Annotated in this window: 21 protein-coding genes; 12 read left to right on the top strand and 9 right to left on the bottom strand. The window is 59.8% G+C overall.

Annotated features, from left to right (window positions below):
- Positions 1–30: 30 nt before the first annotated feature.
- Together QMK55_RS28025 and QMK55_RS28020 are read right to left on the bottom strand one after the other, a co-directional pair.
- Positions 31–1,497: a nucleobase:cation symporter-2 family protein gene (locus tag QMK55_RS28025; RefSeq protein ID WP_320328278.1), complete on the bottom strand. Its 1,467-nt coding sequence runs from the start codon at positions 1,495–1,497 to the stop codon at positions 31–33.
- Positions 1,498–1,743: 246 nt separating this feature from the next.
- Positions 1,744–2,658, bottom strand: coding sequence for a LysR family transcriptional regulator (locus QMK55_RS28020; protein ID WP_320328277.1), 915 nt, complete (start codon positions 2,656–2,658; stop codon positions 1,744–1,746).
- A gap of 99 nt (positions 2,659–2,757) precedes the next feature.
- Between QMK55_RS28020 and QMK55_RS28015 the strand changes: the two genes are divergently transcribed.
- From QMK55_RS28015 to QMK55_RS27980, 5 genes are all read left to right on the top strand, one after another.
- On the top strand, positions 2,758–3,849 hold the full coding sequence (locus QMK55_RS28015) for a polyamine ABC transporter substrate-binding protein (RefSeq protein WP_320328276.1): 1,092 nt from the start codon (positions 2,758–2,760) through the stop codon (positions 3,847–3,849).
- Positions 3,850–3,865: 16 nt separating this feature from the next.
- Entirely contained in the window at positions 3,866–4,825 is a 960-nt protein-coding gene (speB, locus tag QMK55_RS28010) for an agmatinase (protein WP_102355145.1), read from the top strand.
- Between the two features lie 909 nt (positions 4,826–5,734).
- Positions 5,735–6,853, top strand: a complete 1,119-nt coding sequence (gene zapE, locus QMK55_RS27990; protein ID WP_102355146.1) for a cell division protein ZapE — start codon at positions 5,735–5,737, stop codon at positions 6,851–6,853.
- Positions 6,854–6,870: 17 nt separating this feature from the next.
- Positions 6,871–7,452 (top strand): DinB family protein, encoded by a 582-nt coding sequence (locus tag QMK55_RS27985; RefSeq protein ID WP_320328275.1) that lies wholly within the window; start codon positions 6,871–6,873, stop codon positions 7,450–7,452.
- A 127-nt stretch (positions 7,453–7,579) separates the two neighbouring features.
- Positions 7,580–8,077 carry a GNAT family N-acetyltransferase gene (locus QMK55_RS27980; RefSeq protein WP_102355190.1) on the top strand — a complete coding sequence of 166 codons (498 nt, stop codon included), beginning with the start codon at positions 7,580–7,582 and terminating at the stop codon, positions 8,075–8,077.
- An 83-nt stretch (positions 8,078–8,160) separates the two neighbouring features.
- Here the strand turns inward: QMK55_RS27980 and QMK55_RS27975 are convergent, their stop codons facing one another.
- A complete protein-coding gene (locus QMK55_RS27975; RefSeq protein WP_320328274.1) occupies positions 8,161–8,370 on the bottom strand; it encodes a hypothetical protein in 210 nt (69 codons plus the stop codon).
- A 202-nt stretch (positions 8,371–8,572) separates the two neighbouring features.
- Positions 8,573–10,819, bottom strand: coding sequence for a TonB-dependent siderophore receptor (locus QMK55_RS27970; protein ID WP_320328273.1), 2,247 nt, complete (start codon positions 10,817–10,819; stop codon positions 8,573–8,575).
- Here QMK55_RS27970 and QMK55_RS27965 point away from each other — a divergent pair.
- Positions 10,806–11,033, top strand: coding sequence for a hypothetical protein (locus QMK55_RS27965; protein WP_102355150.1), 228 nt, complete (start codon positions 10,806–10,808; stop codon positions 11,031–11,033). The two genes, QMK55_RS27970 and QMK55_RS27965, sit on opposite strands and share 14 nt — an antisense overlap.
- Positions 11,017–12,375: a glutathione-disulfide reductase gene (gene gorA, locus QMK55_RS27960; RefSeq protein WP_102355151.1), complete on the top strand. Its 1,359-nt coding sequence runs from the start codon at positions 11,017–11,019 to the stop codon at positions 12,373–12,375. The genes QMK55_RS27965 and gorA overlap by 17 nt, the downstream gene beginning before the upstream one ends.
- On the opposite strand, the gene QMK55_RS27955 is transcribed toward gorA, so the two are convergent.
- On the bottom strand, positions 12,372–13,388 hold the full coding sequence (locus QMK55_RS27955; protein ID WP_102355152.1) for a DNA-binding protein: 1,017 nt from the start codon (positions 13,386–13,388) through the stop codon (positions 12,372–12,374). The two genes, gorA and QMK55_RS27955, sit on opposite strands and share 4 nt — an antisense overlap.
- 177 nt (positions 13,389–13,565) lie before the next feature.
- Here QMK55_RS27955 and QMK55_RS27950 point away from each other — a divergent pair, with 177 nt between their 5' ends.
- The 3 genes from QMK55_RS27950 (at position 13,566) to ahpF (ending at position 16,891) form a co-directional block, all read left to right on the top strand.
- Positions 13,566–14,504, top strand: a complete 939-nt coding sequence (locus tag QMK55_RS27950) for a site-specific integrase (protein ID WP_102355153.1) — start codon at positions 13,566–13,568, stop codon at positions 14,502–14,504.
- Between the two features lie 136 nt (positions 14,505–14,640).
- Positions 14,641–15,204, top strand: a complete 564-nt coding sequence (ahpC, locus tag QMK55_RS27945) for an alkyl hydroperoxide reductase subunit C (RefSeq protein WP_003224621.1) — start codon at positions 14,641–14,643, stop codon at positions 15,202–15,204.
- A 124-nt stretch (positions 15,205–15,328) separates the two neighbouring features.
- Positions 15,329–16,891 carry an alkyl hydroperoxide reductase subunit F gene (gene ahpF / locus QMK55_RS27940; protein WP_320328272.1) on the top strand — a complete coding sequence of 521 codons (1,563 nt, stop codon included), beginning with the start codon at positions 15,329–15,331 and terminating at the stop codon, positions 16,889–16,891.
- 88 nt (positions 16,892–16,979) lie between these two features.
- On the opposite strand, the gene gloA is transcribed toward ahpF, so the two are convergent.
- Positions 16,980–17,501, bottom strand: coding sequence for a lactoylglutathione lyase (gloA, locus tag QMK55_RS27935; RefSeq protein WP_320328271.1), 522 nt, complete (start codon positions 17,499–17,501; stop codon positions 16,980–16,982).
- 139 nt (positions 17,502–17,640) lie between these two features.
- On the opposite strand from gloA, the gene QMK55_RS27930 reads away from it, so the two are divergent.
- Positions 17,641–18,159: a DUF4946 domain-containing protein gene (locus QMK55_RS27930; RefSeq protein WP_102355191.1), complete on the top strand. Its 519-nt coding sequence runs from the start codon at positions 17,641–17,643 to the stop codon at positions 18,157–18,159.
- Positions 18,160–18,377: 218 nt separating this feature from the next.
- Here QMK55_RS27930 and QMK55_RS27925 read toward each other — a convergent pair whose 3' ends face one another.
- The 3 genes from QMK55_RS27925 to QMK55_RS27915 all read right to left on the bottom strand — a co-directional run bounded on the left by QMK55_RS27925 (position 18,378) and on the right by QMK55_RS27915 (position 21,502).
- On the bottom strand, positions 18,378–18,743 hold the full coding sequence (locus tag QMK55_RS27925) for a histone-like nucleoid-structuring protein, MvaT/MvaU family (protein ID WP_102355156.1): 366 nt from the start codon (positions 18,741–18,743) through the stop codon (positions 18,378–18,380).
- A gap of 235 nt (positions 18,744–18,978) precedes the next feature.
- The gene (locus QMK55_RS27920) at positions 18,979–20,514 is read right to left on the bottom strand and encodes a cyclic diguanylate phosphodiesterase (RefSeq protein ID WP_320328270.1); all 1,536 of its coding nucleotides are present in this window, start codon (positions 20,512–20,514) and stop codon (positions 18,979–18,981) included.
- Between the two features lie 115 nt (positions 20,515–20,629).
- On the bottom strand, positions 20,630–21,502 hold the full coding sequence (locus QMK55_RS27915) for a LysR family transcriptional regulator (protein ID WP_102355158.1): 873 nt from the start codon (positions 21,500–21,502) through the stop codon (positions 20,630–20,632).
- A gap of 78 nt (positions 21,503–21,580) precedes the next feature.
- Here QMK55_RS27915 and QMK55_RS27910 point away from each other — a divergent pair, with 78 nt between their 5' ends.
- Positions 21,581–22,528 carry a DMT family transporter gene (locus QMK55_RS27910; protein WP_320328269.1) on the top strand — a complete coding sequence of 316 codons (948 nt, stop codon included), beginning with the start codon at positions 21,581–21,583 and terminating at the stop codon, positions 22,526–22,528.
- Positions 22,529–22,666: the final 138 nt, after the last annotated feature.

Raw genomic sequence — 22,666 nt, 5'->3', positions numbered from 1 at the left:
CCGGCTCAGCCCTTTTTTCAAGGCGCAGCGTCAGCGGTTCAACTGTGCGACCGCCGCTGCGCTTGCAGGTTCAGCCTTGGCCGGCAGATCGGGGTTTTCCATGACCTGCAGAATCGACGCTTCCGGATCGAAATCGTCCTCCTCAAGCTCCATGAACTCTTCCGGCAGGAAGATATTCAGCACGATAGCGCACAACGCACCGACGGTGATCGGCGATTCGAAGATGTTGCGCAGGGCGTGCGGCAATTCGCGCAATACTTCCGGCACGGCCGCAATGCCCAGGCCCATGCCGATGGAAATCGCCACGATCAGCATGTTGCGGCGATGCAGGCCGGCCTCGGCCAGGATCTTGATCCCGGCCACGGCCACGGTGCCGAACATCACCAGCTCAGCACCGCCGAGCACCGGTTTTGGCATCAGTTGCAGCACCGCGCCGATCATTGGGAACAGGCCGAGCAGCACCAGCAGGCCGGCAATGAAGAATGCCACGTAACGGCTGGCAACGCCGGTCAGCTGGATCACGCCGTTGTTCTGCGCAAACGTCACCATCGGCATGCTGTTGAACACTGCCGCCATGGCCGAGTTGAGGCCGTCGGCGAGCAGACCGGACTTGATCCGACGGATGTACAGCGGGCCTTTGACCGGTTGCCGGGAGATCATCGAGTTGGCGGTCAGGTCACCGGCCGCTTCCAGTGGCGAGACCAGGAAGATCACCGCCACCGGCACAAACGCCACCCAGTCGAAGTTGAAGCCGTATTTGAACGGCACCGGTACGCTGACCAGCGGCACCTCGGGCAGGGTGGCGAAATCCACCGTGCCCATCAGCCACGCGACCACGTAGCCGAGGGTCAGGCCGATGACGATGGCGCCCAGGCGCAGAAACGGCACATCGACCCGGTTCAGCACAACGATGGTGCCCAGCACCAGTGCCGCCAGGAACACATGGCTGGCCGCGCCGAGATCGGCAGCACCAAAGCCACCGGCGATGTCGGTCATTGCCACTTTGATCAGCGACAGGCCCATCAGGGTAATGATGGTGCCTGTGACCACCGGGGTGATCAGCATCCGCAGTTTGCCGATGAACTGGCTCAGCACCACTTCGATGAACGCGGCGAAAAAGCACACGCCAAAGATTGTCGAGAGGATCTCATCGGTGCCGCCGCCCCGGGCCTTGACCATGAAACCGGCGCTGAGGATCACGCTGATAAAAGAAAAACTGGTGCCTTGCAGGCATAACAAACCGGAACCGACCGGGCCGAAACGCCGCGCCTGGACGAAAGTGCCCAGGCCGGAGACGAACAGCGCCATGCTGATCAGGTACGGAATTTCACTTTGCAGGCCCAGGGCGCCGCCCATGATCAGGGTCGGGGTGATGATGCCGACGAAGCTGGCCAGCACGTGTTGCAGCGCAGCGAACACCGTGGCGGTCAGGTGCGGACGGTCGTTGAGGCCGTAAATCAGATCGTTGTTGCGCGGGACTTTTTCAGAGGCGGTCATGGTGTTTTGCGCGCCGTGAGGCGGGGCCGGGTCAGAAAATGGAGGCGCAGGATGCCGGAAGAGGGCGGCGAGGGCAACGAGCAAAAAAATTGCCTGAAAGGTCAAGAAATACGGGGTTTGAACTTGTTTCTGTTTCTGTGGTGAGGGGACTTATCCCCGATGGACTGCGTAGCAGGCCCAGTGACTAGATGCCAAAGAGCCGGGCCGCTTCGCGACCCATCGGGGATAAATCCCCTCACCACAAAGTTACTTGCCGGCAGAAGTCGCCTGGGTAAAGGCACTGAGCAAATCCTCCTCAAACGCCTTCTGCGCATCCCCTGGCACCTGTGCCCGATGCCGGGCCAGATGAAACCCCACCTCGAAACTCAACGCTCCGGGCCGTAGCGCGCGCAGCAAGCCCTTGTCCTCCCAAACGCGCGCGTAGTGATCGGGCAGATAATCGACGTGCTTGCCGGAAAGAATGAAGGCGAGGGTGCCTTCGACCTGTTCCGAGCGCGCGGAAAAGCGCTTGTCCGGGAACGGTTCGCCCGTGCGCATGAACCGGTAGGGATGATCAACCCGGTCGCAGGCCTGCAGCGCCGCATCATCCGGCTCATCCACCGTGAACAGCGGATGGCCCTGCGCGCAATACAGATGTTGAGTCTCCGTGAACAGTTCGCGGTAATCGAAAGCGCTCTGCACCTGCGAGAAATAACCAATGGCCAGGTCCAGCCGTTGTTGCAGCAACAGACGCTCCATTTCCCCGGGCATGGCGCTGATCAACTCGATGCGCACCGACTCATCGCGCTCGCGAAAGCGCCGGATCGCATCCGCGACCCGTAGTAGCACCGATTGATCGACCGCTTCCGACAAACCCAGGCGCACCTCACCGATCAGCCGCCCGGCGACGCCGTTGGATTGATGGCGGAAGGTTTCGATGGATTCGAACAGCGTGCGGATCGCGATCAGCAACTGCTCGCCCTTGGGGGTGACGCGGAAACCGCCCTTGCCGCGACTGCACAGGCGATAGCCGAGGCGGGTTTCCAGCTTGGCCATTTGTTGGCTGATGCTCGATTGGCTCAGGCCCAGTTCACCTTGCGCCGCGCTGAAGCCACCACATTCCACGACCCGCACAAACAGGCGCAGCAACTGCAAATCGACGTCGTGAAGCTGACCGAGCATTACATTACTCCGGGGTAAAGTCAGGTTAACAAACTTGATATTTCTGCAAAGTATCCGACGGCGCATCCTGCCACCACTTCCTCCGGTCAGGTGTTCGTCATGGCTCCCGTGTTCAAGCTGTGTTTTCCCGCGCTGTTGTTGTCCGTGGCCCTCAATGCCCAGGCCGAGGACAAGACCCTCAACCTCTATAGCTGGGCCGATTACGTGCCGGCGCAAACCCTGCAGCGCTTCGAGCAGGAGACCGGCATTCACGTGCGCTACGACACCTTCGATACTTCCGAGGTGCTGGAAACCAAGCTGCTGACCGGTGGCAGCGGCTATGACGTGGTGGTGCCGTCGTCCAGCGTTCTGGCCCGTGGCTTGGCGGCGGGCGCGCTGAAGGAAATCCCCCATGATAGCCTCAAGGGTTACGCCAACCTCGATGCCGATCTGCTGGAAAAACTCACGGCAGTCGACCCTGGCAATCGCTACGCCGTGCCTTACACCTGGGGCACGCTCGGGCTTGGGCTGAACGTCGAGGCGGTGCAGAAGCGCTTGCCGGACGTGCCGCTCAACAGCCTCGATCTGCTGTTCAAGCCTGAGTACGCGAGCAAGCTCAAGGACTGCGGGATTGCCGTGCTCGATTCGCCGCAGGAAGTCATCGGTCTGGCGCTGCACTATCTCGGCAAGGATCCCTATAGCACCGACAAGACTGATCTGTCCTCCGCCGAAGCCTTGTTGCAGAAACTCCAGCCGTCGGTGCTGTACGTCGCCACCGGGCGGCAGATCAACGATCTGGCCAGTGGCAACGTCTGTCTGGCGCTGACCTACAACGGCGACGTGAGCATGGCTGCCGATCAGGCGCACAAGGCCAACAAACCGTACGAAGTCGCCTACCGGATACCGCGCGAAGGGACGTTGATCTGGCAGGACAACCTGGCCATTCCCAAGGACGCGCCGAATCCGCAAGCGGCGCGCGCCTTCATCGAGTTCATGCTGCGCCCCGAGTCGGTCGCCGAGCTGACCAACACGCTGTTTTTCGCCACCGCCAATCAGGCCGCGACGCCGCTGGTGGACGAGGCGGTGCGTAACGACCCGGACATTTACCCGTCCGCCGAAGTGCGCGACCGTTTGTACGCCGACCGCAGCATGAGCCTCAAGGACATGCGTCAGCGCACGCGCCTGTGGACCACTTTCCGTAGCCATCAATAACAAGAGGAGCACACCAATGGACGTGCCGATGCTCAACGACCAAGCCATGACCCGCGACAGCCTGTACGGCACTTGCGCCGAAAGCACCTACGCCGGGATCACCAGTTTCATGCGTCGCCGCTACAGCCGTGACTTGCGCGGCGTTGACGTAGCAGTCAGCGGCGTGCCGTTCGACACCGCCACCAGCAACCGCCCGGGCGCCCGTTTCGGGCCACGGGGAATTCGCGCAGCGTCCACTGGTATCGCCTGGGAAAGGCACTGGCCGTGGGCGTTCGATCCGTTCGATCATCTGGCGGTGATCGACTACGGCGACTGCGATTTCGATTACGGCTCGCCGCACACCATCCCTGAAAGCATCGAGGCTCACGCCGAGCGAATTCTCGATGCCGGCAGTGCGATGCTGACCTTTGGCGGCGACCACTTCATCACGTATCCGCTGCTCAAGGCCCATGCACGCAAACACGGCGCGCTGTCGCTGATCCACTTCGACGCGCACAGCGACACCTGGCCGGACGAGGGGGGCAAGCGTGTCGATCACGGCACCATGTTCTGGCACGCTGCCAAAGAAGGGCTGGTGGATCCGGCGCGCTCGGTGCAGATCGGCTTGCGCACCACCAATGACGATCATCAGGGCTTTGCCGTGCTCGACGCGCGTCAGGTGCATCGGCGGGGCTGCGAGGCGATTGTCGAGGCGATTCGTGCGCGGGTCGGCGACAACCCGGTGTACCTGACCTTCGACATCGACTGCCTCGACCCGGCCTTCGCACCCGGCACCGGCACTCCGGTGTGCGGCGGATTGAGCACGGTGCAGGCGCTGGAAATTCTCGGTGGTTTGCGCGGGATCAACCTTGTGGGCATGGATGTGGTGGAAGTGGCGCCGGCCTATGACCATGCGGACGTGACGTCGCTGGCGGCGGCGACCCTGGCCATGGAAATGCTCTGCCTGTACGCCGCCAGACACAAAGTCGACCTCTGATACACCGCAAAACCTCTGTGGGAGTGGGCTTGCTCGCGAAGGCGGTGTGTCATTCAACGATGATGTTGGCTGACCCGACGCCTTCGCGAGCAAGCCCGCTCCCACAGGGGCTGTATTCCATGCGGTTTGAGCATTGGCTGTGAGGCTGCGAGACACACAGTCGACCTCTGATACACCGAAAAACCAATGTGGGAGTGGGCTTGCTCACGAAGGCGGTGTGTCATTCAACGATGATGTTGGCTGACCCGACGCCTTCGCGAGCAAGCCCGCTCCCACAGGGGCTGTATTCCATGCGGTTTGAGCATTGGCTGTGAGGCTGCGAGACACAAAGTCGACCTCTGATACACCGAAAAACCAATGTGGGAGTGGGCTTGCTCACGAAGGCGGTGTGTCATTCAACGATGATGTCGGCTGACCCGACGCCTTCGCGAGCAAGCCCGCTCCCACAGGGGCTGTATTCCATGCGGTTTGAGCATTGGCTGTGAGGCTGCGAGACACAAAGTCGACCTCTGATACACCGAAAAACCAATGTGGGAGTGGGCTTGCTCACGAAGGCGGTGTGTCATTCAACGATGATGTCGGCTGACCCGACGCCTTCGCGAGCAAGCCCGCTCCCACAGGGGCTGTATTCCATGCGGTTTGAGCATTGGCTGTGAGGCTGCGAGACACACAGTCGACCTCTGATACACCGAAAAACCAATGTGGGAGTGGGCTTGCTCACGAAGGCGGTGTGTCATTCAACGATGATGTCGGCTGACCCGGCGCCTTCGCGAGCAAGCCCGCTCCCACAGGGACTGTATTCCAGGCAGTTGCTACACGTTGATATGAAGCCGCGAGACACACAGTCGACTTCTGACACACCACAAAAGTCCACCTGTCTTTCAGGGACATCGTGGCATACTGCCGCGCATGACTTTCGACTCTCCTTTAAGCGCCTGGCAACACGCGATCGAGCACAAGGGCTTCATTCAGGATGAAGCCCAGGAGCACGCGGTCTGGGCGTTACAGAAATGCCATGAAGCCTTGCACGCTGGTGCTCGTTCGGTCACTGGCGTGTACTTGTGGGGCCCGGTCGGGCGTGGCAAGACCTGGTTGATGGATCAGTTCTATCAGAGCCTGCGGGTGCCGGCCCGGCGTCAGCACTTTCATCACTTCATGGGCTGGGTGCACCAGCGCTCGTTCCAGTTGACCGGAATTGCCGACCCGCTGCGGGCGCTGGCCAAAGAGCTGGCGGCCGAAGTGCGGGTGCTGTGTTTTGACGAACTGTTCGTCAATGACATCGGCGACGCGATCATCCTCGGTCGACTGTTTCAGGTGATGTTCGACGAAGGCGTGGTGGTGGTCTGCACCTCCAACCTGCCGCCGGATGAGCTGTACGCCGACGGCTTCAACCGCGATCGTTTCGTTCCGGCGATTACCGCGATCAAGGCGCACATGCAGGTGGTGGCGGTGAACGGTGCCGAGGATCACCGCCTGCATCCGGGCGCGGGGCAGCAGCGTTATTTTGTCGCTGTGCCGGGGCAGGCCAGTGCGCTGGAGCCGGTCTTCCACTCACTCAACGCCGGGCAACCCGCCAGCGCTCTGCCGGTGTCTGTCGGGCATCGGACATTGAACGTGGTGCAGGCCAGCGAATCGGTGCTCTGGTGCCGCTATGCCGATCTCTGCGAGCAACCGTTTGCCGCCATGGACTTCATCGCCCTGTGCGACCGCTATCGGTCTATCCTGTTGAGCGAGGTGCCGAACCTCAGCGCACAGAAACGCGAGGGGCGCATCGCTCGCGGTACGGAAGACGGCTCGGCGCAGGTGGTGGCCGGTGACCGCGAATTGCCGCAATTGTCGGTACACGACGACGGTGTGCGTCGCTTCATTGCGTTGGTGGACGAGTGTTACGACCGTAAAGTCCCGCTGTACATCGAGGCCCAGGTACCGATGGAGGCGCTGTACACCGAGGGTTATCTGGAATTCCCGTTCCGCCGCACCCTCAGCCGTCTGCAGGAGATGCAACTGCAGCGTTTTGCCGAATCCTGAGCGAAGAGGGCGCGAGCATGAGCCAACCGCTGTCTCATCATTTACTGACCATGGCCTACCAGAACGCGTGGGCCAATCATCGCCTCGGCAAAGCCTGGGGCCAGCTTGACGCTGAGGCTCTGGCGGCGCCGCGAGCGAGCTTCTTTCCGAGCATCCGCCTCACCCTCAATCACATCCTCACCTGCGACTGGTTCTACGTCGATGCGCTGGAACGCGAGTTGCGCGGCGCCGAGCCGCGTCCCGATTGCTATGTTTTTTTCAATCGTGATGAGCCGTTTACCGAGGCCACAGCGCTGCGCGAGGAGCAGGCGCACGTGGACCGACGGCTGATCGCCTATTGCGAACAACTGCGCGATGCCGATCTGGGACGAATCGTCACCATCGCCCGGGAAACGCCGCAGCACGACACTCGCCTGCGCATGGTCTCGCATCTGTTCGAGCACCAGATCCATCATCGCGGCCAAGTGCACGCGATGCTCAGCGCGACTTCGGTCAAACCGCCGCAACTGGACGAGTTTTTCTGCGCTGGCGAAAGTGGATTGCGCGCTCAGGATTTTGCTGAACTGGGCTGGACCGAAGAGCTGGTCTGGGGGCATTGAGCAACCGACATCTTTCCTCACGGATGTTTTTCATCTTTGAGGTTGTGGGTTGAATCAGCCTCGCGTTATGGTCGAACAGCCTTTCAGGTGCGCACCTTGCACGCCGGGGTCATGATCGGGGATGGAAATGGATTCCGCAGAAATTCTTGTGCTGCAAGCCAGTTACACCAATCCACTGCACGCCGAAGCGATCGGCATCGTGCTCAATCACTACGCAGAAGACCCCATGGGTGGCGCTCATTCGCTTGCCCCCGAACTGCTGCGCCGCGTGCCCGAAGAACTGGCGCGCCGACCCCATGCCTTCAGTGTGCTGGCTTTTGTTGGCGGTGAGCCGGCAGGGTTGGTGAACTGCTTTGAAGGCTTCTCGACGTTTGCCTGCAAACCGCTGGTCAATGTCCACGACGTGGCGGTGGTGGCGAAATTTCGCGGTCTCGGGCTGAGCCAGAAAATGCTGCGCAAGGTCGAGGAAATCTGCCGTCAGCGCGGCTGCTGCAAAATCACCCTCGAAGTGCTCGAAGGCAACGAGGTGGCGCAGAATGCCTACCGCAAGTTCGGTTTCGCCCCTGGGATGTTCAACCCGGAGCACGGCCGCATGCTGTTCTGGATCAAGGATCTGCAGGCATAAAAAAAGGCGCCCGGACAGGGCGCCCAACTGTCGTCTCCGAGGCCAGAGCGGAGCCATCGGAGGTCCATCGGTTGCTCGTTGAATCAGTGGCGATAAGACTCGGTGATTTGCGCGGTCTGATCGTCCGGAACCTTCAGTTCCACCGTTTTGGCTTCGGTCTGCTGCTCGCTTTGCGCGGGGTGGACCGGGAAGTTGTCGTAGTAATGCCGCATGCGTTCGGCGCCACCCTCGGCAAAGGCGCTGGCGGAACCGAGGGCGAGTAGCCCGGCTAGAATGGCGGTGCTGGTTTTCATGATGCCTCCTACTGAAAAACGTGGGAGCCGTTCGTCCATGAAGCAGATCTCGGGGCGCAGTGTCCCCAGCGTGAATTAACTCGGGGTTAACAGCAGCGGCGAGGGGGTTGGTGACGCATTGCGTGTCATCGGAGATTGGGGCCGCTTGGCGACCCATCGGGGATGAATCCCTTCACCACAGGGTTTTGTTTGAACGGATCAGTCAGAGCTTCCAGTCCAGGCTCAGCGTCACCGTGCGCGGATCGCCCCAGTACACGCCGTTGTAGAAGCCGACATTGTCGTAATACTTCTTGTCGAACAGGTTATCGACGTTCAGCGACGCCGACAGGTGTTTGTCGAACTCATAGCGCGACATCAGCTTGACCACGGTGTAGGCGTCCTGATTGATCCGCGCACGTTCGGTGATGATCCGGCCGTTGGCACCGCGACCGATCGGGCGGCTGGCACTGCCATAGACATCGCTTTGCCAGTTCACCGCGCCGCCCACGGTCAACGCGTGCCAGTTGCCCGGCAGGCGATAGGCCGTGGACAGCCGCAGCATGTTCAGCGGCTGAGTAGTATTGCTGCGTTGCTTTTTACCATCGACGGAGTGGGTGTAGGTATAGCCGGCGGTCATGTTCCAGCCGTCGAGGACTTCGCCGGAGACTTCCGCCTCAAAGCCATTGACCTTGCTGCCCTTGCCACCGGATTTGAAAAACTCCTCGCCGGTCACCGGGTCCGGAGGCACCGAGTTGTCACGTTCGGCGACGTTGTCCTGCTTGCTCCAGAACAGCGCTGCCGTGAGGTTGAGGCGCTCCTCGAGCAGGCTGCCCTTGAGCCCCAGTTCGTAGTTACTGCCAACCACCGGATCGAGGTAGTTGCGGCTGCTGTCGCGAGCGCTCTGCGGTTTGAAAATGTCGGTGTAGCTGACGTACACCGTGTACTCCGGCGTCAGGTCATACAGCAGACCTGCGTAGGGCGTCCAGATAGCGTTCTGGCGTTGATGGGTGGTTTTGGTAGTGGCGGGCTTTTGCTGCTCGTCATAGTAGTAATCGGTGTTCGACTCCTCCCAACTGCCATAGCGGCTGCCGAGCACGGCGTGCAGTTCATCGGTCAGGCTCAGGCGGGTCGCGAGATAACCGGCTTTTTGCCGGGTTATGCCATGTGAACCCGGCAGGCCGGTAACGGTATCGGCGAATTTGGCGATATCGCTCATGTATTTCCAGTCGCGGATATTGCTGTAGCCGGCAGCCTGCGGCGCATCGAAAGCGTAGGGCGAACTCGAACGGTTTTGTGCCTCACCGTAGCCGAACATCAACTCGTGTTCGCGACCCAACAGTTGGTACGGTCCCGCCAGGTTGACGTCGTACACTTCCATCTTCTGTGTACCGAGCATGTGCCCCTTGTACGCCGTCATGCCGCTGCGGTCGGCCTCGGGAAAACCTGCGCCGCCGTAATAGATCTTGCCGTCGACATCACTTTCGCGATGGGTGTAGGCGGCCTTCAGTTTCCAGCCATGGCCCAGTTGCTGGTCAAGCGTGGCGAACGCGGTCCTGTCTTTCAGTGGCCAGGAACTCCAGGGCGTCGCCATGTTGGTCGAACGACCCAGGCCAGCCTTGCTGCCGTCGGCATTCCAGTACGGCACGGTGCCCCAGGAGGTGCCCTGGACCTGCTTGTCCTGATAGTCATAACCGACGGCGAGGACCGTGGATTCGCTCAGGTCGGCCTCGAGGATGCCGTAGCCGACCTCGCGTTGCAGCGCGTATTTGTCGCGGAACGACTGGCTGTCGCGATAGGCCAGCACCGTGCGCCCGCGCAGGCGTCCATCGAACGCCAGCGGCCCGCCGACATCGACGTAGCTGTAGTAATCGTCATAGCTGCCGCCGCTGACACCGGCCAGCGCTTGCAACCGGGCGGTTGGACGTTTGCGCACCATGTTGATCGTCGCCGAAGGATCGCCCGCGCCAGTGGTAAGCCCGGTCGCGCCGCGTACGACTTCGATGCGGTCATAGATGATGGTGTCCGAGTCCGACTTCATCCGCCCGAAGGTATTGAGCATTCCGTCGATCTGGAAGTTGTTGATCGGGTAACCGCGCGCCGAGTAGCTGACCCGGTCCGAGTCGTTGTGCTGCACGACGATGCCGGTGGTCTGGCTCATGGCCTCGGACAATGTACCGAGTTTGAAATCGTCCATTTGCTGACGCGTGACCACGGACACCGACTGCGGGGTTTCCTTGATCGACAGGTTCATCCGCGTTGCTGTGCTCATCGCGCCGGTGGTGTAGGCGTTGCTGTTCTCGGTGTTGATGCCCAGGCCCTCGGCGCTGACGCTGGTGGCCGCCAGTTCCACTGCCTGGGTGGCGGATTGTGGCGCTGTTTCAGGGTCGGTTTCAGCCAGCAGGTCGGGGCTCAACGCAGCACTGCACAGGCCGAAAATGAGGGTCATGGAACGGGTGATGGGCGCGAACATCGCAGCCGACTCCTTGTCTTCGAGAGAAAAAATCCGTTGGTTCAAAGACGAGGTGCAGCCCGGCGATTTAGTATCAAACGAGAAATATTATTATCTGGAGATGTTTCCCGGAATCGCCTGTCAGGCTGAAAAGCTGCGCACAGCGCTTGCCCAATGGAGCGCTGCGGGTATGCTGATGGCCTGCCGAGGAGATAGAAATGGCCTACGATTTTGACCTTTATGTGATTGGTGCCGGTTCCGGCGGTGTACGCGCGGCGCGCTTTGCTGCCGGTTTCGGCGCGAAAGTGGCGGTGGCCGAGAGTCGTTACCTGGGTGGCACCTGCGTCAACGTCGGCTGTGTGCCGAAGAAACTGCTGGTGTACGGCGCGCATTTTGCTGAAGACTTCGAGCAGGCGTCCGGTTTCGGCTGGAGCCTGGGTGAAGCGGATTTCGACTGGGCGACCCTGATCGCCAACAAGGACCGCGAGATCAATCGCCTCAACGGCATTTATCGCAACCTGCTGGTCAACAGCGGCGTGACCCTGCACGAGGCGCACGCGAAGATCGTCGGCCCGCATGAGGTCGAGGTCAACGGTGAGCGCTTCACCGCGAAAAACATCCTGATCGCTACCGGCGGCTGGCCGCAGATTCCCGAGATTCCAGGGCACGAGCACGCGATCACTTCCAATCAGGCGTTCTTCCTCAAAGAGCTGCCGAAACGTGTACTGGTGGTCGGTGGCGGTTACATCGCGGTCGAGTTCGCCGGGATTTTCCACGGTCTGGGTGCGCACACCACGCTGCTGTATCGCGGCGATCTGTTCCTGCGCGGTTTCGATGGCTCGGTGCGCAAGCATCTGCAGGAAGAGCTGACCAAGCGCGGCATGGATCTGCAATTCAATGCCGACATCGCGCGTATCGACAAACAGCCTGACGGCAGCCTGAAAACGACCCTCCAGGATGGCCGCGTGCTGGAAGCCGACTGTGTGTTCTACGCCACCGGTCGCCGTCCGATGCTCGACAACCTGGGCCTGGAAAACACCGATGTGCAGCTCACCGACAAGGGCTTCATCAAGGTCGACGAGCAATACCAGACCGGCGAGCCGTCGATTCTGGCGTTGGGCGATGTGATCGGTCGCGTGCAACTGACGCCAGTGGCACTGGCTGAAGGCATGGCGGTGGCGCGTCGGTTGTTCAAGCCTGAGCAATACCGTCCGGTGGATTACAAGATGATTCCGACGGCAGTGTTCAGCCTGCCGAACATCGGCACTGTCGGCCTGACCGAAGAAGAGGCGCGTGGCGCGGGTCACGAGGTGGTGATTTTCGAGAGCCGCTTCCGCCCGATGAAGTTGACTCTGACCGAGTGTCAGGAGAAAACCCTGATGAAGCTGGTGGTCGACGCCAAGACTGACAAGGTGCTCGGCTGCCACATGGTCGGCCCTGATGCCGGGGAAATCGTGCAAGGCCTGGCGATCGCCCTGAAGGCCGGCGCCACCAAACGTGACTTCGACGACACGATCGGGGTTCACCCGACGGCCGCCGAAGAGTTCGTCACGATGCGTACACCGGTCGGCGCTTAAGCGTCTTTCGCTTTGGCTGTGTCTGGCGCTGCCGCAACGGTAGCGGCCAGACGCAAGCTGTCTTCGAGGCTCGCCTGAGTCTTGGTCAATTCTTTTTCCAGTGACTGATTGAGCTGCAGCTGTTCGTCGACGTTCTGTTTCAGCGTCTGACTTTCCAGCAGGGCCACGCGCAGGCGTTCCTGGAGGAGGGTGCGTTCGCTGTCGACGCGGCTGGCTTGTTCCAGCAGTTGATCCTGGCGCTGGTTGCTGTGCTTGAGCTGATCCTGCAGCAGGCTCAGTTCGCGCTGAGTGCCACGGTTCTCGGTGAGCAGGCGTTCGTTGTCACGGTGCAACTGGGTGATCTCGTCCTGACGCACCAGCGCACTTTGTTGTGCCTGACGCAGTTCCATCTGCAGTTGCTGCATCTGCCCTTCGTGGCGGGCCTGCTCCTGCTCGCGCTGCTCTTTAGTGGCGTTGCGGTAGTGCTCCAGCGCATCGCGGGCGTGCAGGTGCTTTTCTTCCAGTGAGCGGATCTGCTCGTCTTTGTCCTGCAAGCGCAATTCGAAGTCGGCCAGCGCCTGGTTCAGTCCGGCGTTGCGCGTTTGCTCGGTCTGCAGCATCGAACGGGTTTCGTTCAGCGCGCCGGATTCCCTGGCCAGCGCCGCGCCTTGAATATCGTGTTGTTGTTCCAGTTGTTCGAGTGCCTGGCGCACTTGCTTCAATTGCGCTTCCAGCGTTTCGCGCTGTTCTTCGAATTGCTCGCGGGCCTGTTCGATGGGTTCTTGCGCCTGTTCTTTCAGACGTTGAGCGAGGCGCGAGACCAGTGCCGTCAGCTCGTCGTTGATCGGTTCTGCGGACGCTTCGACCGGCTGGCTGCCGTCATCCAGCTCCTTCAGATAGCGATGGATCGTGGTTTTCGAACCGGTATTGCCCAGTTCGATGCGTACTGCATCGATGCTGGGGTGTTCGCCTCGGGCCAGAATCGCTGTGCGCGCTATCTGAACCACTGCTTTATTTACGCCACCACGGGCCATGTGAACTCCTACCGTTTCGTACTGTGGTACATGCCACTAAAGTCAGCAGTGTACCACGCTGAAAATAAAGTTAAATGTTTGATTAACAAGACGCGGGATATACTGGTATTACCCAATGTCAGGTGCTTAAATGGCTTTTTTGCGCCCTAAATCAGTACGTCTGCGAGAACACTGCCCATGAGCGATATCGATCGCTATCTGCAAGCCGCCACCCGTGACAACACCCGCCGCAGCTATCGCTCGGCGATCGAACACTTTGAAGTGAAGTGGGGTGGCTTCCTGCCGGCAACGGCAGACAGCGTTGCGCGTTACCTGGTCGAGCATGCTGGTGTGCTGTCGATCAATACGTTGAAGCTGCGTTTGTCGGCGCTGGCGCAGTGGCACAACAGTCAGGGATTTGCCGACCCGACCAAGGCACCGGTGGTGCGCAAGGTGTTCAAAGGCATTCGTGCGCTGCACCCGGCGCAGGAGAAACAAGCCGAGCCACTGCAACTGCATGACCTGCAACAAGTGGTCGACTGGCTGGAGCAGGAAGCGAGCAGCGCCCGGCAACAACAGGATCGCCCGCAGTTGCTCAAGGCCTATCGCGATCGAGCGCTGATCCTGCTGGGCTTCTGGCGCGGCTTTCGCAGCGATGAGCTGTGTCGGCTGCAGATCGAGCACGTGCAGGCGCATGCCGGCAGTGGCATCACCTTGTATCTGTCACGCAGCAAGGGCGACCGCGAAAACCTCGGGCAGACCTATCAGGCGCCGGCGCTGCTGAAGCTGTGTCCGGTGCAGGCCTATATCGACTGGATCACCGAAGCGGCGTTGGTGCGCGGCCCGGTGTTTCGCGGCATCGACCGCTGGGGCCACCTGAGCGAGGAGGGCTTGCACGCCAACAGCGTGATTCCCTTGCTGCGTCAGGCGCTGGAGCGCGCCGGGATCTCGGCCGAGCGCTACACCAGCCATTCCTTGCGCCGCGGCTTTGCCACGTGGGCGCATCAAAGCGGCTGGGATTTGAAGTCGTTGATGAGTTACGTCGGCTGGAAGGATATGAAGTCAGCCATGCGCTATGTTGAAGCCAGCCCCTTTCACGGGATGGCTCGGATTACGGATAAGCCGCTTACGTCGTAGATATCGTTTTCTTCTATTAATACAGTCAGCTAATAGCGAAAACAAATCAGCAGCATCAGGTTTGCCAATGAGCCATCCGTCGAGTGAGTGGGTAGGATTCACCCATCGAATTCACAACCCTGACGGAGAGTCATCAATGCCTATCATCAACAGCCAAGTAAAACCGTTCAAAGCTACCGCGTTCAAAAACGGCGACTTCGTACAAGTCTCGGACGCTGACTTGAAAGGCAAATGGTCCGTAGTGTTCTTCTACCCAGCCGACTTCACTTTCGTTTGCCCAACCGAGCTGGAAGACCTGGCCGACAACTACGCTGCGTTCCAGAAACTGGGCGTAGAAATCTACAGCGTTTCGACCGACACCCACTTTGCCCACGCTGCCTGGCACAACACTTCGCCAGCCATCGGCAAAATCGAATACACCATGATCGGCGACCCGACCCACGTCATCTCCCGCAACTTCGACGTGCTGATCGAAGAAGCCGGTCTGGCTGACCGTGGCACCTTCGTGATCAACCCTGAAGGCCAGATCAAAATCGTTGAATTGAACGATGGCGGCGTTGGCCGTGACGCTTCCGAGCTGCTGCGCAAGATCAAGGCTGCTCAGTACGTTGCCGCTCACCCAGGCGAAGTTTGCCCGGCCAAGTGGAAAGAAGGCGAGGCCACTCTGGCACCGTCCCTGGACCTGGTCGGCAAGATCTAAGTCTGTGACACGCAACTCAGGGCGGTACGCCGCACCTTCTTAAGTACGCTGCACCGCCCACTAAAAATGCCCGGGCGAGATTCGCTCGGGCTTTTTTTCGCCTCAAATAAAGGAAATCGCCCGTATGTTGGACGCCAATCTTAAAGCCCAGTTGAAATCGTACCTGGAACGGGTCACCCAGCCGATCGAGATCGTTGCCTCCCTCGACGACGGTGCGAAATCCCGTGAAATGCTGGAACTGCTGAAAGATGTTGCCAGTCTTTCGAGCCAGATTACTCTGATCGACAACGGTAGCGATGCTCGCAAGCCGTCGTTCTCGATCAATCGCCCGGGTGCCGACATCAGCCTGCGTTTCGCCGGCATTCCGATGGGCCACGAATTCACCTCGCTGGTGCTGGCCTTGCTGCAAGTCGGCGGCCACCCATCGAAGGCCAGTGTTGAGGTGATTGAACAGATCCGTTCGCTCAAGGGCGAGTTCAGCTTCGAAACCTACTTCTCGCTGTCGTGCCAGAACTGCCCGGACGTGGTCCAGGCGCTGAACCTGATGGCGGTGCTGAACCCGAACATCCGTCACGTCGCCATCGACGGCGCGCTGTTCCAGGACGAAGTCAACGATCGCAAGATCATGGCCGTGCCGAGCATCTATCTCAACGGTGAAAACTTCGGTCAGGGCCGTATGGGCCTGGAAGAAATCCTCGCCAAACTCGACACTGGCGCCATCGAGCGTCAGGCCGAGAAGATCAGCGCCAAGGAAGCGTTTGATGTGCTGGTGGTCGGCGGTGGCCCGGCCGGTGCGTCGGCAGCGATTTACGCTGCACGCAAAGGCATTCGCACCGGTGTCGCGGCTGAACGTTTCGGCGGGCAGGTGCTGGACACCATGGCCATCGAGAACTTCATTTCCGTGCAGGAAACCGAAGGCCCGAAACTGGCGACGGCGCTGGAAGAACACGTCAAGCAATACGACGTCGACATCATGAACCTGCAACGCGCCGACAAGCTGATCCCCGGCAAGAACGGCGAGCTGCACGAAGTCCACTTCGCCAGCGGCGCGACCCTCAAAGCCAAGAGCGTGATTCTGGCGACCGGTGCGCGCTGGCGTGAAATGAACGTGCCAGGCGAGCAGCAATACCGCAACAAAGGCGTGGCGTACTGCCCGCACTGCGACGGCCCACTGTTCAAAGGCAAGCGCGTGGCGGTGATCGGCGGCGGTAACTCCGGCGTTGAAGCGGCCATCGACCTCGCTGGTATCGTGGCGCACGTGACGCTGCTGGAGTTCGACGTACAACTGCGCGCCGATGCGGTACTGCAACGCAAACTGCACAGCCTGCCGAACGTCACCGTGATCACCAGTGCGCAAACCACTGAAGTCATCGGTAACGGCGAGAAGGTCAACGGCCTGCGTTACAAGGATCGCAACAGCGACGAGCTGCGCACTGTCGAGCTGGAAGGGATCTTCGTGCAGATCGGTCTGCTGCCTAACACCGACTGGCTCAAAGGCACCATCGAGCTGTCGCCGCGCGGTGAAATCATCGTCGACAACCGTGGCGAGACGTCGATTCCGGGCATCTTCGCTGCCGGCGACGTGACAACCGTGCCGTACAAGCAGATCGTGATTGCGGTGGGCGAGGGCGCCAAGGCTTCGCTGAGCGCGTTTGATCACTTGATCCGCACATCGGCTCCGGCGTAACTGCCAAGCCAGAAATGAAAAACCCGTGAGCGATCACGGGTTTTTTATGCCTGACACAATTCAATTGTAGGGGTTTTTGTGTAGTCAATTACAGCGGAGTTGGCTGAATGATTTCAACCCAGTAGCCATCCGGGTCCTTGATGAACGCCAGGCTCTTCATGCGGCCATCGCTCAGGCGCTTCTGGAAATCGCAGCCCAGTTCTTCAAAGCGTGCACACGCAGCAACGATGTCCGGCACCGAGATGCAGATGTGGCCAAAACCACGCGGATCGGTGTTGCCATTGTGGTAGGCGAAGTCGGCATCGTTTTCGGTGCCGTGGTTGTGGGTCAGTTCGAGGATGCCGGGAATCGACTTCATCCACTCGGTGCGCGCAGCGGCGTCGGCCGGAATCTGCACCTTGTCGACCAGGGCGAGGAAGTACAGGCTGAATTCGGCCTCGGGGAAGTCGCGCTTCTCGACCAGCGAGAAACCCAGCACGCGGGTGTAGAAGTCCAGGGACTGGGTGATGTCTTTCACACGCAGCATGGTGTGGTTGAAGACGAAGTTGCGGGTTGCGCTGTCCGGGGTGGCGGTGACGCCGGGGAAAGTGCTCAGTTCGTGCAGGCTCATAGGCCCTCCGTAACAATGGGGCGAGTGAATGGGCGCAATGATACGCATGCCGGCCGGCATCGCCAAACCGAATGCGCGGCTTGCTCTGTGGGCGGGCGAGCCTCAGACTTTACCGCTCAATTTGCGAGTGCCTGTGGTAATGATCCGACCCTTAAAAGCGTTGTTCGTTGTCTTTTTCTCGTTGCTGCTGGCCGTTCCGGTGTTGGCGGATCAGCCGAGCATTACCTGGCCTGCGGGTTGGGAAGTCCAGGCGCTGCCTGACACGCCGCCTCAGGTTTCCCGCCAGCGTGCGGTGAAAAATGATGCCGACGGCAATCAGGTCATGGTGATGGAGTTGACCATGACTCAGGTCGAGGCTGGTCATCAGGTCAACGTGCCGGGCGTTTTGCTGGAGATGCGCAAGTCGATTCAGAAGGATTTCTTCCAGGGCGGCTATCAAAGTGTTTGCAACAAGGTGCACCCGGCAAAACTCGGTGCTCTGGATGCACTGGAGACCACCTGTACGATCACTGAAAACGGCCGGCATGTGTTGTCGCAAACATTGGTCGCTGCGGTCGAGGCGGATAAGGCTTATGTACTTTCTTACGCCGGTCAGGCCGAGGTTTATAAGGCCAGCGCCGACGAAATAGTCGCAGTGAGAAACAGCTTGAAACTTTGAGCGTCTGTTCGCCAACTGGCTCGATTAGATACCCGAAGGCATTAAGCACAAAGTTTAGCGCGGGTTACCGTGGCAACATCCCGGCGCAAAATGTTTAGCCGGACGTCTTGTGGGTGTTAAAACGGTGTCACAACTAGCCCGGGGGAAATCGTTGCTTTTGTTAGATATTGTCCAAAAAAAAGCCCCGCATAAAGCAGGGCTTGTTTGTTGACGCAAGATTAACCGCGCAACCAGGAATCAACGGTGGCTGCACCGTACTGTTCCTTCCAGGCTTTCAGGCCACGGTGGTTGCCGCCCTTGGTTTCGATCAGTTCGCCGGTGTGCGGGTTCTGATAAACCTTGACCACGCGAGCGCGGCGGGTTTTCGGTGCGGCAGACACTTGCAGGCCGGATTTGCCCGGGTTCGGATCGAGGATGGCGATGATGTCTTTCAGGCCTTTGCCGTAGTTTTTCATCAGCCCCTGGAGCTTTTCTTCGAATTCGATTTCTTTCTTGAGCCCGGCATCGTTCTTCAGCGATTCCAACTGCTTGAGCTGTTCCTGAAGGGCCTTTTCAGCTGCACGAAATTCAGCGAGTCTGGACAATATCTTTACTCCAATAGTGTGTTTGGCTGATACCAACCGCAAACAAAGCTATAAGCCAAGAGCCTTGAAGCGACTCGGTGATAAATGGCTCACCTGCCAATCTTGCACAGGCTGAAAAAATTGTAGTAGTTAATGCGCCAAGAGTAAATCCTGTTGTTGTCGTCATGTAACAACAGTGGTGTTTTGTATCAATTTGGTGCGTCGGCTCGCAGCGCTCGGGGTTAACTGATTTTAGTTAATGGTGACTTAATGCATCGATGAAGTCGGCGCCGGGCATGGGTTTCCCGAACAGATAGCCCTGCAGGAAGTTGACGTGGTGCGCAGTCAGATAATCGGCCTGTGCCTGAGTTTCTACACCTTCGGCAACAATACCCAGATCGAGCTTGGCCGAAAGTTCGATAATCGTGTCCAGAATATGCCGTGACAACGCATCAATCCCGATCATCGCGACGAAGCTTTGGTCGATCTTGAGAAAGTCGACATTGAATGTTCGCAGGTAGCCCAGGCTCGAGTGCCCGGTACCGAAGTCGTCAATGGCGATCATCACACCCAGCGTATGCAGCTGCTCGAACAACTGGTGCGTGATCTCGGTCGGCTCAATCAGTTCGCGCTCGGTCAGCTCCAGCACCAGGCTGACGCTGGCGGGCGCAAATGCAGCGAGAAACTCGCGGCAATCGTCGACCAGTTGCAGGTCCTGACAGTGGCTGGCGGTGATGTTGATGCCGATGTGGAAGGGCTTGTCGAAGTCTGCGGACAGCGGGCCGAGCAGGGCGGCAGTCTGTTGCATCAAGGCGCGAGTCATGGGCACGATCAGGCCTGAATGCTCGGCGAACGGAATGAACAGGTCCGGACGTACCAGGCCTTCCTTGGGGTGGTTCCAGCGCATCAGCACTTCGGCGCCGGACCATTTCTTGCTGTCGCCATGCACCACCGGCTGAAAGTACGGGATGAACTCGCCAGCCTCCAGTGCCCTCAGCATTTCATGGCTGGGCGAGGTGGCGCGCCGCTGCAGGACATGGCCGATGGCGCCCGACACCACACCAAAAAACATCAGCAGGCTGAACAGCGGCGGGTATTCGTCGGCCATGTAGCGCCAGGTCTCGCCTTGCGGGAAACCGGCGCTGACACTGAAGGCATAACGCGAAGACGCCAGCATGCTTTGCGCCACTGGCAACGCTGGCAGCGCACCCTGATGCACCTTGCCATCGGCGGACAGCCAGTTGTCGCCGACCTGCAGCAACAGCAGCGTATGCCGACCGATCAGGCGCAGCACATTGCTCAGGTGATAGCCATCGAGCGTGGTCAGCGCGCCGCCGCGACCTTCGCTGAGCCGATACACCAACAGCGCGGTGTTGGGGGTGACGGGGTTGCCGTTCATCAACCACAGCTTGCCCTGGGCGTAGTCGCCCGGGTTCACGGCCTCCTTGAACTCACCGAACAACGAGCTGCAATAAAGGTTGTTGTCCCACACCAGATTGGTCGAGCGCACGAAGGGGCGGCGGGTCACCTGTTCGCGCAAGGCCAGTTTTACACTCTCGCAGGGCTGGCCGGCCAATGGCAGTAGATCGCTGGCGGCCTGGGCGGTGTTGTCGAGCATCAGTTCGAACTGGCGCAACGCCTCATCGGCAGTATGTTGAGTGCTCTGTTGCAGGGTGCGTTCTGCCTGCATGTACAGAATCCCGCTGCCCAGCAATACCGGCAAAAGACCACAAAGCAGGGTCACAATGATGCGCACGCTACGTTTGCGGCGGGGTCTGACGGTCAAGGGCATGGGCGCATCCTGTCGCGATGGAGTGGAACTCTCGAATGCAGGCCTGGCAACGGCGCGCCTGTGAAAATCAGCGGAGTCAGAAGGGATGATAGATGGCCGTTGGCGCTTGTGCTGCTCACGGTCGGTGGATCCGCGTCGCCAGTTCGATAAAGGCCAGGGTGGCCGGCGATGCCTGGCGCTGATCGAGGACCGCGAGGCCGATCTGCCGTTGCACTGCCGGCAACAGCGGCTTCTTCACGTAGCGCGGTGTGCCTTCATTCGGCAACGAGCCTTCGGCGACGACAGTGATTGCGTCTCCCCGGCCGACAACGTCCAGCGTACTGAGCAGTTGCGAGCAGCGGTAACGGATGTTCGGTTGCAGGCGCGCGGCATTGAACAAGCGCGAAACCAGCTCGCAAGAGCCCGCTTCGGTCAGCACAAACGGATCGGCGCACAGGTCCCTGAGGCTCAATGCGGGGGACGCGGCCAATGGATGATCGAGCGGCAGCAGCGCAACCATCTGGTCTGCGGCCAGAGCAAAGGTGTCGAAGCGTTCCTCGGGCAACACCACAAAACCGATGTCGATTCGCCGCTCCTCCAGCCACTGGACTATCTGCCGGTCTGGCCCTTCATCAATGTGCACTTCGATGCCCGGATGCGCCTCGCGATAGCGCTGCAGAATCTGCGGCAGCAACTTGATTGACGACGTCGGGCCGAACGAGCCAATACGCAACGTGCCGCTTTTCATGCCGCGCGCGTCGGCCGCTTCCTGGCGCAAGGTGTTGGCCAGGCCGAGCATGGCCCGCGCGCGCTGCAGTAATTGCTCGCCGATGTCGGTGAGTTCGACTGGCGACTGATGGCGGCGTAGCAGCTCGACGCCCAGTTCCTGCTCCAGCGATTTCATCGCGTGCGACACTGCTGACTGTGAAATCCCCAGGCGATGGGCGGCGAGGGTGAAACCACGCAGTTCAGCGACCAGTGAAAAGATCTCCAGTTGAGTGAGGGTCATGAGTATTTGCTCATTTTACGATGACAAGGAATGAGGTGAATGATACGCCATCCTTCAGTTGCTTTCGTTTGGAGTGTCATGCGCAACGTCGAGCAAACTCACGCAACAGTTTCCGATCGCCCGGTTTACCTGACCTTGGCGGCAGTGACCATGATTTGGGGGGGGACCTTTGTCGCCGGGCGTTTTCTGGCGGGCAGCCTCAGCCCTTTGATTGCCGCCAGTCTGCGCTTCCTGCTGGCCAGTGCGGCGCTGCTGGGGTTTCTGTGGCTGGCGCGAATTCCGCTTGCGCGGCCGACGCCCCGGCAATGGCTGCAACTGACGCTGCTGGGGTTCTTCGGGATCTTCTTCTACAACCTGTGCTTCTTTTATGGCCTGCATTACATCAACGCTTCGCGTGCCTCGTTGATTGTCGCGTTGAATCCAGCGGTGATCGGCCTGGCTTCGTGGCTGCTGTTCAAAGAACGTCTGGGACGGCTGAAAGTGGTCGGCATCGCGCTCTGCATCGCCGGCGCCAGCCTGGTGATTGTCAGCCGCAACCCGCTATTGCTCGCCTCGACGCCTGATGCGTGGATCGGTGATCTGTTGATTCTCGGCTGCGTAGTGGGTTGGGGTGTCTACTCGCTGTTCTCCCGAGGCCTGAACCAGTCCCTCGGCCCATTGCAGACCGTGACGTTTTCCGTGTTGATCGGCACAGTGATGCTGTGGGCGCTGGCGACGCTGCGTGGCGAGGTGAGCGGGGCAGCCTTGATCAACCTCGGCACGCCACAATGGCTGAGCCTGATCTACCTCGGCGTACTCGGCTCGGCGATGGCCTACATCGGCTACTACGACGGCATCCGCAAAATCGGCGCGACCCGTTCCGGTGTGTTCATTGCTTTGAATCCGTTGACCGCAGTGCTGCTCGGCGCGCTGCTGCTCGGCGAACAACTGACATTGACCCTGTGCCTGGGCGGCGGCCTGGTGCTGGCGGGGATTTACCTGTGCAACAAACCCCTTGCGCCGGCGCCAAAAAGGCGGATTTTATAGAGAGGGCAGACAACCCTATTTACGCTGTGTAGAATCGGGTTACGCATACAATAATAATCGTCTTCTGGCAGCAGAAGCCTCGCCCGCAAGAGCCTTGGGTCGACAATGAAGATATTCGGGTTTCAACTGATCTATGGT

Source organism: Pseudomonas sp. P8_229 (assembly GCF_034008635.1).
Lineage (GTDB): Bacteria > Pseudomonadota > Gammaproteobacteria > Pseudomonadales > Pseudomonadaceae > Aquipseudomonas.
Note: the sequence above shows the minus strand (reverse complement) of the source record. Positions and strands in the feature narration are given on the sequence as shown.